The organism is Celeribacter sp. (assembly GCF_048266405.1).
In the GTDB taxonomy this organism is placed as follows: domain Bacteria; phylum Pseudomonadota; class Alphaproteobacteria; order Rhodobacterales; family Rhodobacteraceae; genus Celeribacter.
In genome coordinates, this window is sequence record NZ_JBLWZO010000019.1 from 12453 (window position 1) to 30807 (window position 18355).

Annotated in this window: 8 protein-coding genes; all 8 read right to left on the bottom strand. The window is 56.3% G+C overall.

What is annotated here, in order from left to right; all coding sequences use genetic code 11:
• Positions 1–476: 476 nt before the first annotated feature.
• Positions 477–4145, bottom strand: a complete 3669-nt coding sequence (locus ACN0TS_RS17660; protein WP_417260648.1) for a DEAD/DEAH box helicase — start codon at positions 4143–4145, stop codon at positions 477–479.
• Positions 4138–5085: a hypothetical protein gene (locus tag ACN0TS_RS17665; protein ID WP_417260649.1), complete on the bottom strand. Its 948-nt coding sequence runs from the start codon at positions 5083–5085 to the stop codon at positions 4138–4140. Before ACN0TS_RS17665 ends, ACN0TS_RS17660 begins: the two co-directional genes overlap by 8 nt.
• 340 nt (positions 5086–5425) lie before the next feature.
• The gene (locus ACN0TS_RS17670; protein ID WP_417260650.1) at positions 5426–6004 is read right to left on the bottom strand and encodes an exonuclease domain-containing protein; all 579 of its coding nucleotides are present in this window, start codon (positions 6002–6004) and stop codon (positions 5426–5428) included.
• 22 nt (positions 6005–6026) lie between these two features.
• Positions 6027–6515 (bottom strand): hypothetical protein, encoded by a 489-nt coding sequence (locus tag ACN0TS_RS17675; RefSeq protein ID WP_417260651.1) that lies wholly within the window; start codon positions 6513–6515, stop codon positions 6027–6029.
• Positions 6516–6750: 235 nt separating this feature from the next.
• A complete protein-coding gene (gene brxL / locus ACN0TS_RS17680; RefSeq protein ID WP_417260652.1) occupies positions 6751–8826 on the bottom strand; it encodes a BREX system Lon protease-like protein BrxL in 2076 nt (691 codons plus the stop codon).
• Positions 8827–8835: 9 nt separating this feature from the next.
• Entirely contained in the window at positions 8836–11337 is a 2502-nt protein-coding gene (pglZ, locus tag ACN0TS_RS17685; protein ID WP_417260653.1) for a BREX-1 system phosphatase PglZ type A, read from the bottom strand.
• Positions 11337–14828: a BREX-1 system adenine-specific DNA-methyltransferase PglX gene (gene pglX, locus ACN0TS_RS17690; RefSeq protein WP_417260654.1), complete on the bottom strand. Its 3492-nt coding sequence runs from the start codon at positions 14826–14828 to the stop codon at positions 11337–11339. Before pglX ends, pglZ begins: the two co-directional genes overlap by 1 nt.
• Positions 14828–18355, bottom strand: a complete 3528-nt coding sequence (gene brxC / locus ACN0TS_RS17695) for a BREX system P-loop protein BrxC (RefSeq protein WP_417260655.1) — start codon at positions 18353–18355, stop codon at positions 14828–14830. The genes pglX and brxC overlap by 1 nt, the downstream gene beginning before the upstream one ends.

Sequence of the window (18355 nt, forward strand, 5' to 3'; positions counted from 1 at the left end):
CGTTAGCCTTCTGAACATCTAGCAGCACAGCGTCACTAAAGCGGTCATTCGCTTCATAGGCACTATTGGGCAATTTAGTTATCGCCTCGCCCATTTTTTTCGTAAGGTTTTGCTGCAGACAAAAACGACAGGAGGAATCGAGCTTGCTGAATAACATAGGATTGCCAGGACTTATCATTGTAGCCCTTATCATATGGGGGCTTTGGAAGATTTTTAACCGTGGAATGAAGAAGTAACGGTCCAAAGCGGTCGCTTGATGGCCTCCAAGTCAACTTCCGCTTCGCAGCGCATTTCCGCCATCAAGATCAATGTCGCAATTTCATGAAATCGACGAGGGGGGATAATGCCAAGGGCGGCTGCTTTCGAGGGCAATCAGCGGGCTAAATTGGTCGGAGAGCAATCCCTTGGCATTACCGATGGTCCACAAAGGGCACTAGCGCGACCCAATCGCCACAACTGCCCCAGTGGGACCAAAGTTAATAAGTTCGCACCACCCGAACACCGGAGGCATCATTCACCAGTTCATAGTCTCGTCTCGACGCATTTGCTTCAGACCCGCCAGGCACAGAAGCACTCGTTGCGACCTGGAAGCCTGCTGGATCGAGCCAGATCACACTATCCTGCCTAAACACTGGCCGCACCGCGTACCGGTTCCTTTTCCCTTCCACACCCGTTAGATTTGCTTTCACTGCAGCAAATGTTGTCGCAACCCTAGCGGATTTCGGCAAAGACCTATGCCATTCGAGAAATAACTGTGGGTCAATAAGGTCCTCATCTTCAATCTCAATGCCTCGCTGAACAAGCCACGCCTCGTAGTCCGCGCGCCGTTCGATGCCTTCAGCCCTAGTACGAACGATTCCCTGTGCGAGCGCAAAGGCGACAAATGGATCCAGCGTTCCCCAACGCAGCATTTCGCGGAACCAAAATCCAATCCAAGGTAGGCCGCTTGTTTCACGCCATGCGTCTAAGGTCGGAACCTCAAGTTCGCTCGCACCCGCATTCCATGATTCCGCAACAGCGGCACCAACAGCTACACCAAGACGAAACTCGAGATTATTCGCGACAAAGCCCTGCCACCGTCGCAAATCCGCAGCCGACGGCGGCGGAGCTCCTTCGCGTTGCAACCACCAGCCGGCCACCTCATGCCAACTCTCGATCAGCGCAGCTTCATTTGCGCCGCGTGAAATAAAACCGAAACCTCGGCCGGTTCGTACCAACTCCCCAATCTGCCAAACGAGCGAAAAGCGCGCCTCCGGCGATCGCCGACCATAGTCGGCTGCGGCCTTGAGGTGGGCATTGATCAGAGGCGAAATCTGCTGGAATTGGCGACCGACATAAGGTGTGAACCCGATTTGGTAGAGAGTTCGCCGCTGAGTCGGATCTGGATACAAGCGCTCGACCAACGCGTGGCCGCGTTTGATGAAGGCTGCCTCCATCCAGCTCTCCACAGCACTTGAGTATCGCGTGAAAGTCCGCTGCCATACGCGGCTCAAGGCAGACTCGAGCGACGCCGCAGGCAAACCTTCCAACATCTCGATTTCTTCAACGGCAGCGATGATTACGCCATCGAGCTCGTCAAGGCTGTCACCTAGCATGTCGAGGTGCCCTGGAGAAGCAACGCCAAGATCAGTCCCGATCCCCTCGGGCATGGTATTCTCGAGGAAATCATGCAGATCAGCCACAGTACGCAGCCCGAGGTGATCCCGCAGCTTTGTCCAGATTGACGCCATCAATGTCTGCAGCGGTGCATAGACCACTAGATCGGCCGACTCCTCGAGCGCCAGTAGCTGCAGCATCTGGTTGAGGTTTGCGGCATAAGAGTCACGTTGCCTGCACTGCACGTCTTGCTTGCTAGGCGCCGTCGCGCTGTTCGCCATTGGCACGCAGACCAAAGTAAGGCCTTCCATCGCCTCCGCCGCTCCGGGCCTTCCTGCGCGCCCAGCGAGGTTGCGGAACTCCGAGACTGGAATGATGTCAGTTAACGGCGCACCATTGGTTCCGAATTCGACGATACGCTCGAGACTCGGCAGGATGATAAGATCGAATGGTAGATTGACACCTTCGGTCAATGTCGCGGTCGCGACCGTGATGGGACACACCTGCTTGTCGATCAGTTCAACCATCAAGCGCCGTAGCCGCTGCGGCATCTGACCATGGCTTGAGGCGATGCCACGATCAAGTAAGCGGACCTCGCTCGCTCCCTCACCACAATAGTCGACACAAACCGCACGCGCCTCTTCGAACAGTCGCCGCGCGTCCTCAGTTTGCGGTATGAAGGGGGTGATTTCTGACCATCCTGGCAGATCAAATGCATCGGCAAAACGCCGCATTACGCGATCTGGACCCTGTGTAACCGACACCAGTATGCGTCGGCCGCTGGGGGCTAGATGCACCGCAGTCCAGAGAGCGTGGATCTGCACATAATGATGTAGGCTATTTTTCACAACCGCTGGCGGGTTGGGCATCGGCGGCAAGCCGAGCGTGAGGTAAACGGGTTCATCGCGCCCCCGTACATAGAGCGGCTGCCCGTTATTCAGTTCCAAAGTAATGAAAGGGGACTGTTTGGGGCGGCATTCCAGCACCCCAACCAGCTGACGACTGCTTCGATAACCGAGACCTACCGGAATAGCGCCGTCATCATCCTCTATCCATCGCGATACCGGTAGCGCCGCGCCGCCAGCAACCGCGGTTAGCGCGATACGCGCTAGGTTCGGCTTGAGCAAAAGAATGCGAGAAACCAAGCTTTCAAGCCGAATGGACCGATCACCGTGTGCCGCCAAATCGCGCATTGTCTTAGGCGTCCCCGCCACTACAACCTGATGCGCCTCGTCGACAACGAGCAAAGCCAGGCGATGAACCAGCAGTCTGCCAACATATCGCATCAGTGCTTCTGCCTTTTCAACGGTGGCAATGAGAACCGTGGGCGCTTCCGTCGTCAACCAGTTATCGGTGATACCCCAGTCCGTCCCTCCATAGAGCCCGGTTATCACGATGTTCTCTCCTCGGAACTCGGAGCTGAGTTTGGCTTCAACTTCACCAGCCAACGCGCGGGATGGCACGAGATAGAGTGCTAGCCGTCCAGGCGCCCCTGGTTCAGGCGGCGTCAGCAGGAGCTCTTTGACGAGCGCGAGATTGGCGACCATCGTCTTGCCCGAACCCGTCGGGGTGCAGAGGGCAAAGGCGTTTCCAACTGTTAGTCGCTCGAGCCCCTTAATCTGCGAGGCCCACAACACGCCGCGACCTCGTCCAAATTGCTCGCGCGCGTATCGACGTAACTGGTTATACGCCGTTGGCGTATCCCCAATGAGTGCTGCCGCGCGTCGATGCAGGCTATTTTTCGTGAAGCGCTCTGCTGTCGAAAATACAAGCCGCAGCATCACCCAAGTCTCATCGTTCGCCCAACGTGTCGCGACCTCGACCAACGACTTTAGTTTTTTGAGAGCGATCTCCGTACGATCTTGTTCTCCACGCCGCAATCCTTCCGCCAACAGGCCGAGCGTCCGGACCGTCTCCACAATAACATACCATGCGACTGGGTTGGCAGTTGACTCACCGGAGAGTCCATCTTCCATTGGGTCTGGCGCAGATGTAGGCGAAATAATAACTTCGACCCCATCCAAAAGGCGAGAAGACCCTTCTCGTCCGGTCAGTTCGGAATTATCACGCCAAAAGATCGCCGCGCCTTCCAGGACTTTGTCGAGATCACAGGATAGAAAAGAACTGATGATACCACCGGCGCCGTTCAGTTCAGACCGTCGTAAGATTCCAGTCGCCATCGCCGGGAGGCCAGCCAATTGATAGGCTCCGGCCGCAAGAATTTCTGTTGGGACTTCGTGCGTTACCTCATCGCGTGATCGCGAGAGCCATTCGAGCAACTCACCCGCGCGTTTATAACAAGATGCTGCCGCGTCGCTATCTTGGCCATCTGTATCCTCGAAGATCTCTGCTGCGTGCAACAGTCGTCGAGCATCGCTGAACAATTCATTTGACTGACGCTGTGACCAGGTGAGCGATTGCACAGCCCAACTATTCTGAATAGACCGAACGAACAGGCGCGCCTGCTGGGCGGTAAGCGCGTTTTCGATTGCATGTGCCACGCGAAAACGCTCGGCCAACGCCCGACGTTCTTCATTTAATTCAGCCATCTGTTTTCCAAAGTGACGCGTAGAGACGGTCGATTACTTCCTCGCCATCTGAAAGCACGACCTCGACAACCTGAAGGGGGCGCCCGGCCTTATAATCTGCTGGAGGCGCAACAGTCGGAAGTAGCGCGGTACCGTTCGTACGCGTTGCCGCACGATTGCAAGCGATCAATATCATGTCGGTACGTGGGGGACCGCTGTCTGCTAGAAGTGCCTCATCTAGAGAAAGTATTGTGCGAGCAAACCCGTCAGCATCCTTGAGTTTGAGGAGATCGCAGATTTGCTGTATCCCTTGGGGGATCAGCAAGGCTGTATTAATGTCGTTCCAGACACCATTGTCTTTCCAAACGCGAGCGGTACCCTTTCCCTCGCCATCACCTTTCATGATCCCATCAACCGTCGATGCCGTCAAATTAGCACGCCATTTCGCCTCTCCGGCGATAAATGCCAAAACAGTCCCATCCTCCGCAAGCTCAAGGCCTATGAAATCGTCGCCAGGGCGTCCGTGAACCTCTTTGATCCGCTCGGGATCGCGTACGAGGTCGAAAATATAACGCCCGACCGGTGCATGTTCCCGGAACAAGAAAATGGGAACACTCCATTTCTTGCCGCCGACAAGGCAGTACGACTCTGCTATAAGTCCGCACATCACCTCACCAAAAAGGCCACGCACGGTCTTTGGAGGGAGGCATCCTGGATAGGTCGCATGAGCTCCCTTTCCGTCATCTTCCGGATGAAGAGATATCCGCGCGGCAGCGTGAAATACCTCTCGCGCGTCTAGATGCGCCGACTCGAAATAGGGACGCAGCTCCGAAACATCGTCATCCGAGAGACGAGAGACGTTCTGCTCAAGAAGAAGGTGGCCATAACTTCCCGATCCCGCAGTGGTTGTTTTCAAAATACGGGCGAGAGTAGTTTTTGGCGGTGGCTCGTTATGCAACATACTCAGAATTAATCACTGTCCCTATCGTCGGTTTTCAATACCTTATCCCCACCTTTCTACAGAAACCAAGAGGCTTATCTTATCAGTCTACATTTTTCGCCCGCCATTGGATCGTCGGTCTTTAGGTTACGGTCTCGGGATTTGAATGGAAGGTGCGTTGACTACCGGCAACGTATACCTATCCTTCAAGACACGGACGTTGGTTAGGCTCAACACCGGACATTCGCTCATTCTGCAGCGAATGTCGGCTCCCCGCCCATTTCGCATGAGCATGTGCTTCTCTACCACTGTCCAAGTACTAGCGAATGGAGAAGAGCGCCGCCGGGGAGGGGCGACGCAGTCACAAACCGTGAAAACAAACCTCCAATCCCTTAGCCCTCTCTGCATGCAAAACGACCTCGGCAGCGGCGCGGGCGTCTTCGCCTGCGTCGTGGTGGTCGAAAGAAAGACGCAAATGGGTCTTGAGGGATGCGAGCCCATGCCCGCCGTTTCCTTTCAGCTCGGGCCAGGCGCGGCGGGCGACGGTTACGCTGTTCTGCCAGGTCCAGGGAGGCTCGTTGCGCTGTAACATCGCGCATGCTGCACGGAAGGCGCTGCGGTCGAAGCCTGAATGCTGGTAGATGGTGAGGCCACAGAGCGGAGCTTCGATCATTGAGAGGACGTCTGCAAATCTGGGAGCGCCGCTTACGGTGGACTGGCAAATGCCGTGCAGCCCAGTGAATGCCCATGTCGATGTGCATGGGTCGACGTAGGTCGTCCAGGTTTCGATGGAATTATCAGGGCGAACGCACGCCACGCCGATCTGGCAGATGCTGGCTCGGTCGTGATTGGCGGTTTCGACATCAAGCGCTACGAAACGGAAGGGGCCGGACGGGAAGCTCGTGCTTTCGGTGGTGCGGCGTCCAAAGATACTTGGCATCAGGAAACGTCCTTTGGAATAGCTATGGCAGGCAATTGCTTGCATCCTCGAAGCGCCCGAGCACATCGATACAGGCCACGATGTCTGCCAAGGCATCCCGTGCTTCGTCGCGTTCTTGTCGCGCGTAGAACAAATTCGACTGCGCATCCGAAAGGGCATCTTGCGTTTCTTCAAGCTCCTCCAGCGAGGTTTCAAAGGCCGCGCGAATTCGCCGGTTATCTTCGAGGAGATAGTTATAATCTTCCACCAGCGCGTTGAACCGTTTCAGAAGGCCGTCATATTCATCCGCGCATTCGGTGAGGTTCGATTTGCAGGTGAAACCTTCATAATTGCACTGGTAACTGTCAAAGCACACGGCGTCCGAACTCACGCACTTACCTGAACTCGAGCAAACCGTTTCGCCGTATCCAAGGCAGGCGCCACGATCGCCCCAATTACAGCTGAAGTTTTGCTGTGCCACCACCCCCGTGGGAATTAGGGCGGCCAGCAATACGAGTGCTTTGATCTTCATGTCGGCAAATCCAGTTTTGGTGGCACGTTAACGACCTTCATCATCTCCAGGCTCACCGTGATCACTCGTTGGAACAGCTCCAACGGATATGCCTTCGATTGCCTCGTCTTTGTTTGCTTTATACATTGTTACCTTAATTTGAATTCTGGGCTCGGTAGGAATGATAGCCAGCGTTGGCCATACGCGCGCTGAAACATTGAAAATTCACCTATAATATCGTCGAGCGATCTTACCATTAGCTTTGCCGCACATAGGTCACGTAGAAACTCTTCACCATGCGATGTTCCTGTAGCCGATCGCCAAGGTTGAAGCCCTCGCGACGGAGCGGCGCTTGGAAGATGTCCAAGCCTCGATCCAGAACGATTTTCCACCCAGTATCAGTCACGATATCCCGCGCGTGTGCAGTGTCGGATGTATCGAACGCCCAAGTGAAATCGACCCCTGAACCGGTGCAAGCCTCGGTAATGCTATCGAGCAGCTCGCGTTGCTTCTGGATGTCCCCGTCATGTGGGCCGGTCACGAGATGGATGGAAACCTGATCTTCGGGCTGTTTGCGCCGAATGATCATTTCCACGAATTCCATCATGTTCCTGATCTGGTAGAAATAGCGGATGTAGGGGTCGGTCACGACAATACGGGAGGATCCGTCTGTATAAGGGCCGAAAAGATTGTCGAAACTGACGCCCTTTCGGTTTTCGGCGAAGGTATGGTGTCCTTCCTCAAGGGCAGGCTGTGCAGGCGTGCTGGCGATCGACTGCACATTTGCTTCTGGGATGGGCTCGATTACTGCTTCGTCCGTGTTGTCTCCATCAGTAGATTGCTGCTTCGGATCCGAGGCAGGCTTCAGGTGATAGAACTGAGGAAATTCCTGTTCTTCCACGGTTTGCACGTGCCGTTTTTCGCCATCGGTTCCAGTGTAGTAGAAATCGACCTCGGGGTACGTCGCGTCGATCCGGAATAGCTGATCCTTTACGCGCTTGCGGCTCTCCATGGCGAGTTGCAGCAGTTCCTCGACATCTTCAGAACTCTCTCCTCCGGCGGGGAAGATGACCTTCAGCAGGCCCGACATCGTCTTGTAGACGGCATCGCGGTCCCGGGTGGAAATCTTCTCGCTGATGCTGAAATGCTGATCGGGCCGATTTGAGAAGTCCTCTTGCCGCAGGTGCCGAAGTATCTCGGCCAAATAATCGACGATGAAACCATAGCCTTGGGTGAACATCTCGCCTCGGATTACATCCACCTCCCAGCCGGGCAGATAGGCGTGCAGGCGGTCGATGAAGGCACTGTCATGGAACTGGGGAGGTAAGGCCTCGAACAGGTCGCTGTTCTTAAGCATGAAGGGAACGTTATGGTCGGTGTTTCCGACAAAGGCGAAACTCGCCTCGGCGCCCATCGGGTTTACTCCGCGGGAGAATGTCTTGTTCGCCATGTAGTTCTTCATGATATCGACGAGCGCTTTGTTAGCTGTCTTTTCGCGGCCGGCAAATTCGTCAAAGGCGACCACGTCCCAGTACCCAACCAAGCCGATCCGCCCATTTGAATTGTTAACGAAAAGCTTCGGAATGGTGACCTCGCCACCAGAGATCAACTGCCCGTGGGGCGAAAACTCCGAATAGATGTGCGACTTTCCGGTGCCCTTGGGGCCGAGCTCTATAATGTTGTAGTTGCGCTCCACAAAGGGGATCAGGCGCATCAGTTGCAGCAGTTTGCTGCGCCGCCCGAAAGCGTCCGGATTGAAGCCAATTGACTGCATGAGCAGGTCGATCCATTCGTCCTTCGTGAATTGGTTGCGCGCTTCTTTGTAGCCTTCGTAGTCGACCTTCGCGATCTGGATCGGCTTTATGGTTTCCAGCATCCATGGTGACGTCCGAGAATCTTCCGAGAATTCGTATTGGACGTCAGCGATGCACCATACGCCGGTAACGAGGAGCTTCGGGTGCGCCTTTACCGTTCCGCTGTCGACGGCGACCTTTTTGATGCCCAGGTTTTCGAATGTGGCCTCGTAGCAGTCTGTCTTTTCGTTGAGTGTCACACTGATCTGGTCGATGACCTTGTAGCGGCCCTTCTCCTTTATCGTGGATTGGATCAGGCCGGCTTCACTGCGGTGAACGTAGTGCTTGCGTAGGATCTCCTTCACCGTTTCGATGCCGCTCTGGATCGAGGCTTCGTCGTCGGTCGCGCAATATTGGCCCAGCAGGTATTCGAGCACATAGGTCGGAACGATCGCGTTTCCTTTGACCGCTTTCACCAGATCCTTACGGACGACATAGCCTGCGAAGTGTTCGTTAATCTTGTCATCGAGAGAACTCATATCTTCTCCTTAAAAATCGAAATCAGTTGAGATGCCACGGCGCAGTTGAAAGCGATGGCTTGTGTAATCCTCGAAATGACTGGTCTTTCCAACGCGCTCGCGCAGCTTCAGGAAAACGTCTTGGTTGTTGAAGCGGTCTGCCTCGCGCGAGAGGAGGAATGTGATGGGTAGCTCCCGTTCGCGAGGGTTCTGCGACGCAAAGTCGAAGGTAAGCTGATGTTCATCGGAGATTAATGTGCCATCTTGCGCATATATCCCGGCCAAGAGATCGCGCTGTTGCTGCTTTGCGGAAACCGGCTGCGCCTGGTAGAGAGCGACGGATGTTTGCCCCGAAGAAATAAGACTGCGGCTCGGCGTAATGATTTGGACTTCGACTTTGCTGACATCCGCCTCGCGCCGCTTACCTACCCGCAGTACAGGGATGACGACTTCCTGCAACGTGGCTCCGCCGTGGACAAAACGGCTGCCGGCACCCTTGACCCGCATACGGTTGATGGAATTCGGGAATAGCACATCCAGATCACCTGTCAGGCCAAGTTGCTCGGTAGTGAACATCTTCATGCCAGGTGTTTCGTTGAGCCCGCGTCCGATCACAAACCGGCGGTTCTTGACGAGGATCTCGGACCCGGTTGGGTCAGCGATCGAATACTCGGTCTCATCCAATGGGCGATGTTGGTATAAGAAGCCGTGGTCCGCCGTGATCAAGATGTTTGAGAAGTTTGCGGTTGTCAGCTTGCGGACGAGTTTGGTCAGATCCTCGATTGCGTCCTCGGCTGCCTCGGTCACGCGATCTTCGGTGGCCAGTTTGTCGCCCACGATGTCGATTCGGTTATGAAAGAGATAAAGGATATCATGGTCGCGGAAGAGCGCCTTGCCCTCGTCCGCCTTCATGTTCATGAAGTCGTCCGCCTTCATAGCCTTTGCTCGGTCGCCAGAACGGCCATGGGCGAGGATTTTTTCGCGGTTCGCAGTCCCTTTGGTCGGGTTGCCGAATGACGACACCGCGGCATCGTTGGACAACATCAGATCCTTGTTCGGCAGGAGCGCGGCCATGCCGAGCTGCGTGTAGCTGGGTAGGCTTGAAATCATGGGAGTCAGCTCCGCATCATAGCGCGGCAGCTTGCGGATCTCGCGCAGGCATTCCTCGGCCACCTCATAGCGTAGTGCGTCCGAAATGATCACGACGACCTTCTGATCGCGACGACGGAACTCCGCGGCCTGGTCCATGTAGAAGTTCGACTGTCGTGCATAGCCTGGCACGCCCCAGTCGGTCATCTTTGCGACCTGATCTTGCCAGGCGTCGTTCACGGCCAGCAGGAAACTGGTCGTATACCGGTTCTCGACGCTTTCGAAGAGCGCCCCTAGAAGCGATGCCTGACCGCTTTTCTGCATGTGGTAGATGAACTTGCGGTAAAGTTGGTCGATCCTGAACCAACTCGTCACATACCGCTTCACTCCCTCGGCGGGTGAGGTCATGCCAAGGGTCGCCTCCGCAAGCGCTTGTTGAAACTCGGTGGCATAGCCGATGGCCTCGTAGACATCCGCGTAGATCGGGTACCAGTGGCTCTGGCGGCGTTCACGGACCGTCTTGAGCACCTCGGCGGCCGTCACGGTCTGGCTGGACATCTCCGCCACCAGGGTCCGGATGATCTGGCGGTCGACCTCTTCGAAATGGTCGATCGGGCGAAGCACCTTGATCTCGCGATCCCCCAGATCTTCGGGGATGCGCAGAATGTCCTGGTACTTGCGGCTTAAGGTCTCGAAGGCATCGGCGTGCAGACGGTTGTTCTTCCAACGGCGGTAGACCAACAGGGCCTCGCTGTTCAACTTGCCGTCCTCGCCCAGGGCCCGGAAATAGCAGGACTGAAACAGTGTGATGGCGAAATCCTCGAAGTCTGGCTCATCCGAGACATAGCCATAGGCGTTTTCCACCTGTTTCCAGAAGAACTCGATCAGTCCGGCGCGTTCCATCAGGCGCAGGGCATCGTCGCGGCCCTCGGCAAGCTCACCCAGCAGCGCCTCGATCACCGTGTCCAAAGCGCCATCGGCACCCACGCAGACGGCCAGCATCTTGCGCCGGACGGCCGAGACGGAATCCGACGGCTGCTCGGCCTCCATCGCCTTCAACCGCTCCAGCCGGCGGGTGGAGCGGTAGAATTCAATGTGGTCGCGCACGGCAGCTTCGTACTTGCCGGGTAGGCCCAGTTCCGCCAGCCAGATCGCCGCCTGGTCGGCCTTGAACACCGCCGTGGCAAGCTGCACGTCCAGCAGCCAGTTATCCGCCATCTCCGGTTCGGGGCCGTCCTTGAACACGAGGAACTTCTGCTTCGGCTCCTGCCGCAGCATCCGGTATTTCAACCCGAACTCGTTGTTGGCGATCTCGACCTTCTCGACACCGGGCAGGTCCACCGCCTCGAACGCCTCGCGCATGTCGCGGGCGGTGTCGTACCAGAAGACGATCCGGTGCTCTTCGAACAGTCGTGCCAGCCCGGCCTGAATGCGGTCCGACATCAGCTCAGCCCCGCGATCTTCTTCAGGGCCGCGCTGAATTTCGGGTAGTTCTGCTTCACCCCGTTATCCAGGTCGATCTCGATCTTCTGCTGGGCCAGCGGGAAGATCACGTCGCGTTCCCATTCGTTCAGCTCGTCGATCTGCTTGGCGACCTTCTGCGCGTCTTTCAGCGCCTTGGTGCGCTGGCCCTGCGTTGCGGTCGGGTCATCGGCCAGCTTGTCCAGCCGCGCGCGTTCGCCCTCCAGCTTGGTGATGAACTCGCGCAGGTAGTCGTTCAGCAAGACCGACACCGTGTCACTGCGATAGCGGTGCATGTAGATCAGCGCGTTGAACGTCCCCTTGGGGCTGGAGAACATCCAGTAGATCGGGCGTTTCTTGTAGCGCTTTACGTGGTCGGCGTAGAAATCGCGGGTGAAATACTTGCGGATGTCCTTGCCCAAGGAGTCCTCGATGAACTTCAGGTTCTCGCGGAAATGTGCCTCGCCGAAACTCACGCGCAGGAACAGGCGGAAGCGCTCGGTGATGTCGTCGGGGAACCAGTCGGCGTCGAGCACGGGGATGACGTTGTCTTCGTCCGGCATAAAACTGGGCTCGGGCACGCGGGCAAGGTAATCCTCCAGCGTCTCGCTCTGATTGGCGAGGATCAGGCCCGGTTCGTCGAGGCTGTAGCGGCCGAACATGCAGCCCACGGCGTAGGAGAGGAACTCGGCCATGGTGTCGGCGCGCAGGCGGGTTTCGCGGTCGTCCTCGCTGCCCTTCACGCCATAGCGATAGGCGGGATTGCAGGTGAGGGTGATCTCCTCAATCGGCACCTCGGGGGTCAGCTCGTCTTGCAGACCATAGGCGTCGATGAAGATGCGGTTGTTCTCTTCTTCAAGGGCCTGCATCTCGTCCGTCATTGATTGCCAGAGAGTGCGGAGGGTGGTGTAGGTGCCCTCTAGCGTCTCGGCGCGGTGATCGGGTTGGAGCAGCGGGAGCGTGGTGAAATCCCAGGAGGTTTCGTAGGCGTCCCAGTCGGAACGGGCAAGTTCAATCAGTGCCGACACGCGTGTTGCGGTCATTGCTTGAAAATTCTCTTCGTCCAGAGCAAAACAAAGAGGAACATTTTTGATATTCCCATTCTGGAACTCTATCGTCGGGTTGAGAAATTCGAGTAACTTTGTGCCGACAAATGATGCAAGCATGCCCAGAATTGCAAGAAGCAGCGTCCTATTTTCTGCAAAGCAGGACGAGCCTTTAACATCGAATATGAAACCAGCGTCAGTATGTCTAATTCCGAAATAAGATGAACTTGTTGTTGTCCAAGTGAGACCTTCACGGAAATAGTATTGAGTGTTCTGCGGTCTCGAACGCAGATTGCCTTCGTCATCGGTAAAGTTTTTTACTTCCCTGCCGTCGTGCTCCCAGTTGATAACGAATTCTTTGTTCCCGTGCCATTTTCGATAGCTTCCACCTTTGTTGTAGGGGAACCATTTCGCATGTGGTTGCTGGTGTTGGGGCATCAAAGTTTTTTGAGCAACCACCTCGTGCCAAAGCCTTAAAAACTTGTCGTTTTCACCAGTTTGCAAACCTGTTCTCGGTTCAGCGACATCGGCGACGTATTTCGATTCTGCAAAACATTTTAGCGCAAACTCTGACGCCCAATATGCAATTGGACTTCCTGGAATTGCTTGAAAAGAAATATTCTTTCGAAAATATGAGTATGTGAGATCTTTGCCATTACAGGCTTTGCGAACATATCGCGCAAAATCATCATCCTCTCCTTTGAATGAAGTTAGCCGCAGGTAGCATCCGCAAGTCTCGCCATGGCTATTTTGGCATGCAAACGCGCAAATTTGCACCGTCGCCCCCTTAAAGCCATTCAAAGGCAATTCGAGAAGCGTTGTGATTTGAGCTTTACTGAGGAACTCGGTTCTCACGTATTCATGAGCAGGAAGAAACATCCAAGTATTCGGAGACATCATCCCAAAATTACCCTTTGGAAGGCATAAATTCCCGATCCGTTCAATAAATGAAGTGTATAAGTCAGTCTTGCTATTTGAGTAGTGCCTTTCGAGCCAGTTGAGTAAGAATTTGCCCATATTGCGCTTATGCATATACGGCGGGTTGGCCACCACAACGTGATACTTCGGCGACAGCGCCTCGGCCATGCGCAGCACGGCGATGACGCGCTCTTGCACCTCTTTCAGCAGCAGGTCGTTGCCAAAATCCCGCGCCTCGACCACCCGCAGGGTCTCTGCCGGATCGCGTAGTTTGGGCACGATCAGCGAGCCGAAATTCTTGGCATGCTCGAACTGCGCACACGTCTCGCGCAGCTCATCGGTGAACATATCCTTGCCCACCACGGCGGCCACGTCCCGCATCTCGGCGTCGGTAAAGGCCACGTTCTGTAACACGCAGATGTCGGGCTTTGCTTCCATCCGCAGGAACTTCCGCCGCCCCAGCCGCGCCGCTGCCTTCATCGCCAGCGCAAAGGCGGCCAGCGCGCCCGCGCGGTCGTCGATCTCCACGCCGGTCAAGTTGTGCGTCAGGATCAGCGCGGGGATCTCTGTCGGGTCATAGCCCTCTTCCTCGTAGATGGCGTAGAGCAGGTCAAAGGCATAGGTCAGCATGTGCCCCGAGCCTGCGGCGGGATCGCAGATGCGGATCTCTTCCGGCTTGGTGATTTTCAGGAAGTCCGTCTCGGGCTCTTCCGGCGCGATGTAATAGTCCATCTTGGCCGCCAGCCCGCTGTGCGGATTGTTCAGCAGCCAGAGCCGCCCCAGCGAGTTCTCCACGAGATAGCGGACGATCCAGTGCGGGGTGAAGAGCTGCGTCGCGGCCGGGATGTTCTCTGCCGTGATCTTCTGGTTCTTCTTGAGGCCCGCGAAGACCTGATCCTTCTTCTCGGAGATGTAGAACTGGTAGAGCCAGCCGATGATCTCGACATCCTGGCAGGCGTCCTCCGTCATCACTTCGCGCAGTTCGGCGAGGATGGAGGTCTGCGACAGCAGATCCTCGGGCATCAGCAGTTCGGTATAGTCGTCGATCTGTTCGAACAGGAAGGGCATCGGCCCGTGCCACTGGTTGCAGGCATGGACGAGCAGAAGGCGGTAGGCCTCGGCCTGTGGATCGTTGGAGGGCGTGCGGCCATCGAGCAGCGCGGCGATGGTCGCGGGGGCGCCGTCGGGCAGGTTGCCGGCCATCGCCTCGGACAGGATCTCGGGCCGCGTCGCGCCGTCGGCGGGGGAGACGACGCGCACCTGAGTGTAACCGTTGGCATCCATGAAGCGCAGGGCGGTGAAGCGGTTGAACCAGGTATAGGCGACCTGTTCGATGACCTGTTGCCGCCCGTCGCGGCGGATGGCGGTTTCGAGGTCTTTCACGGCCTGCGGATGCTCGCGCCGCGCGGGCGCGCCCTCGGCCAGCACGAGGTCAAGCTTGGCGGTCACCTGGTCGATCAGCAGGTTGCGGGCGGCGGCGGCGAATTTCTTGAGCGCGTTGGTGTCCATCAGACGATCACTTTCTTGCCTGCGTGGATCTCGGCCAGCAGGGTCTTTTTCATTTCTTCGAGGTAGTCGGTGACGTCGGCGTCATCCGACAGGTAGGCCTTGGTAAAGGGCACCTTGATCTGCGAGGCATTGACGTAGGTCGGTGCCTGCGGAGTGGGAGCTGGCGGTTCGTTCGCACCGGGGGCGGGTTGAAACGGCTCTTGCCGCGGACGCGCAAGGCGGTCCACCTCGGCGATAACCTCGGCCAGCAGGCTGGTGCGGACATTGTTGGCTTTGTTCTGAAGCACGGGGATCAGAGAAATCGTGTCGAGCCCTGTCTTTTCGCGTTCCAGCCTGTCGGTGATGCGGGCTTTCTTGTCAGCGTCGAGGTCTTGGAACTCGTGCATCTGCGTCACCTTGGAGGCGACCTCATCCACCGCTGCGATGACGGCCTTGCGCTCGTCCAGAACCTTCAGCTCGACCTTTTCTTTCAGGTCGTAGAGCGAGGTCTTGAGGTCTTGGATGACGGTGCCCTTGTAGCAGGAGGAGCCTGCCAAAGCGTTCTCGATCTTTTGGCCTGCCTCCGGATCGACGTAGTCGATATTGGCTTTCTGTGCGGCCAGAGTGTTCCGCGCTTCGTCATAAATCTTACGCTGCGCGCCGCCCATGAAGGATTTCACTATGTCGAGGATTTCCTCTTTGGGATTCAGCAAGTCATCCTCATGCCGTGGCGCATCGGTGATGAACCAGCTGGCGGGCTTTGCTTTCATGCCGCGCAACTGGTCGCGGAATGGCTCCAGTGCAGCAAGGAAGGGGTAGTCGTGGGTTTGGCGAGTTAGGTCATCAACCTCGGCTTCCAACTCGTTCAGGCTCTCGGTCCACTCTGCGCCAAGACTGCGGGCGTCGCTGCCCGAGGCTGGCTTGGAGAAGAGATTTTGGTAGAGTTCCTTCGACCTGCGGATCTCCGCGGGCGAGAATTCCTGCTGCGGGGTAAGGAGAATATTCGGCAAGGCATGTGAGTTGTTCAGGGCCTTTGCAAGCTCCAGCCCTTCGGTCGGCGTCCCGTCGATGCGGGCCTCGATTTTGCCCTTGGCGGAGAGACTCCCCGCGAGGCAGAGAACCGCGACCGTGGGCCAGCCATAGGGTTTGGTTGTGAACTTCTCGACCAGATACTTAACGGAGACTTTCACGCCATTTCGGGCCTGACCGTTGATGAAGCTCAGAACATCCTGTTCTGCTTCGCCGAGGCCTGCTCCAGATGCGCCAAAGAGGTTGTTTTCCGGCTGGACGGATTTGTTGATCTCCGCCTCGGAGTAAGTGACGCCATGCAACATGGGAAGGTTTGTGTAGACCTTGTCGACGAGTGTCTGGAACGCTTTCGCAATGCGATCTTGTGCATTCTCGCCTCCAACCTCGAGCTCATCTCCCCGCACGAAGAGGCGCGCCTCGCCCATGAGGCGGCGCAGGCGCATCTCCAGATCTTTGGCGCGGCGGGCATTCTGCTCTCCCTTCTCGGCAATGATGCGGTCGCGCCCCGGTTGCGGTGATCCAGTCCGCGCCTGACGAATGAACTTGTCCGTTTGCTTGAAGAGGATCAAGTCACGGACGAAGTTCGTGTCCGCCTTTAGAGCGACAGCAAGCTCCTCGCGGGACATCGTCTTCATGCGCACGGCATCCGGGCTGTCGGCATCTTCACCGAATGGCGTGATGATGTTGATGGCCAGCTCGTGTTCGCGCCCGAGCGCGTGATCGTCGAGTTTTCGGGTGAAGGCATACTCGTTGTTCGTGGTAGCGTGCTTTAGCCGCCGGTGCCGAAGGATCGTATCGAAGGCGAGTGTCTCGAGTTCCTTGGAGAGTTCGGACGGGTCAATGTCCAGCGCCTTGATCTCGGCCTCTACGTCCTTTTCCTCGTCGGTGAGGAATTCGTAGACTTCACCGTTGCGCTGGATGAGTGTGTTTCGCTCCAGCAGGCTAAGTGCCTCTTCGATCTTGCGGCGTTGCGTGGCCTGGTCTGCGTCCAGCTCGGACAGCAACAGGATCGAGATGTTGCGCACCGAAGGTTTGAAGCCCTTCACGTATTTCACCAGGAATAGGGCCTTGAGTACGCGAACGGCGAAGTCGTCCAGATCCTGTATCTGGCGTTCGGCGAGGTGGATGGACTGCTGTACGTTTGATTTCAGAGCGGTTCGGATGCCTTCGAACATCAGATCGAACGTGGCAAGCCCGCCAACAGGTTCGTCCATCAGCTTCTTGGATACTTCCTGGAACACACCAAGCATGGAGCGTTCCCCGACAGAGCTGTGCTTGCCTTCGAAAGCATTGTGTTGGGACAGCGACCGAATGGCCATTTGGAACAGGGTGAACTGATAGGGTGGGAACGGGTAGCTGTCGATGAAGTGATCTCTGTCGGTATAATTCTTGAGCTTGATCGACCCGTCTGCGAAGTCAAACAGGGTCTTGAGATTATTTTCTTCGCGGTCGTGCAAGTTGCCGAGGGTCACCTGAGCTTCCGGAGTCTTCGAGAGCAGCCGTTTCTGGATCACCTCTGCCACGTTCTGCGAGTCGAGCGGCATCCGGATCGAGAACCGAGCCATAATTTTCGAAAAGTCCTGGCTCTGGAAGGCCTTGGTGTCTCCGACGATAGCCTCCATGTCCTGCTGGGAGGTTACGATGATCCAAGCCTGCCCCTTGCAGCGAGTGTTCAGGCTTTCAGCGATGGTCTGAAGGTTGGTCATCAGCTTGACGTTGTCGGCGATGTACTGGCCGACTTCGTCCACAAAGAAATTCAGTCGGAACCCCTTGGGTTGCTCATCGATCCAAGCCTTGACCGTGCTTGCAAAATCTTCAATCGAGACGCGCGTATCCTTGCGGTATTGGGTAAGGATATCCTTGGCATCTGTCGGATCGCCTCCTGTCGCTGACGCGAATGCCGTCGCAATGTTGCGCGCTTCGAGAAGAGCTTGCTCGCGCCCATGCTCCCAGGGCTTGCCTGATGCGTCTTGGAATGCGGATTTGAATGCCTCGAGTTGCCCGCGCGCATGCAAATCACGCTCGAACTGCGCGATGTGAGGCTGTTTTCCGTAAAACCCGCAGGATTCGTCAAACACCTTCTGGAACACGGACAAGAGGGCATCCACATCCGTCTTCGAGATGACGTCGGCCTTCTGGTCGATGTTAAACAGAATGGATTTAGACGGAATGGAGACAGCCTTGTCCAATGCCCCCTTCAGCATTGGGTCGTCTTTCAGCTTCTCGGCGAAAATGTCGCGAGCCGGCGCACCGCCAACCTCTCGGTTCTCCAGCAAAAGGGCGAGCATTTTCAAAAGGTGCGATTTACCAGACCCAAAGAAGCCAGAAATCCATACCCCATTCGAGGTGTCATAGTTATTATAGGCCTCCAAAAAGTGCTCAAGCTTTTGGCCGATTTCGCCCGTAATGACGTATTCGTCCAATTCAACGCGGAGACTTGCCTCATCATCGGCCTTAATGACGCCGTCAATGGCGCGGTCCACCGGTTTTTCAAAAATTTCTTTCATTAACTGTGACAT

Coding starts and splice junctions, on each gene's coding strand:
- brxC (WP_417260655.1), bottom strand. CDS start 18,355: ATGTCACAGTTAATGAAAGAAATTTTTGAAAAACCGGTGGACCGCGCC.
- ACN0TS_RS17675 (WP_417260651.1), bottom strand. CDS start 6,515: ATGAAGATCAAAGCACTCGTATTGCTGGCCGCCCTAATTCCCACGGGG.
- brxL (WP_417260652.1), bottom strand. CDS start 8,826: ATGAGTTCTCTCGATGACAAGATTAACGAACACTTCGCAGGCTATGTC.
- pglZ (WP_417260653.1), bottom strand. CDS start 11,337: ATGTCGGACCGCATTCAGGCCGGGCTGGCACGACTGTTCGAAGAGCAC.
- pglX (WP_417260654.1), bottom strand. CDS start 14,828: ATGGACACCAACGCGCTCAAGAAATTCGCCGCCGCCGCCCGCAACCTG.
- ACN0TS_RS17665 (WP_417260649.1), bottom strand. CDS start 5,085: ATGTTGCATAACGAGCCACCGCCAAAAACTACTCTCGCCCGTATTTTG.
- ACN0TS_RS17660 (WP_417260648.1), bottom strand. CDS start 4,145: ATGGCTGAATTAAATGAAGAACGTCGGGCGTTGGCCGAGCGTTTTCGC.
- ACN0TS_RS17670 (WP_417260650.1), bottom strand. CDS start 6,004: ATGCCAAGTATCTTTGGACGCCGCACCACCGAAAGCACGAGCTTCCCG.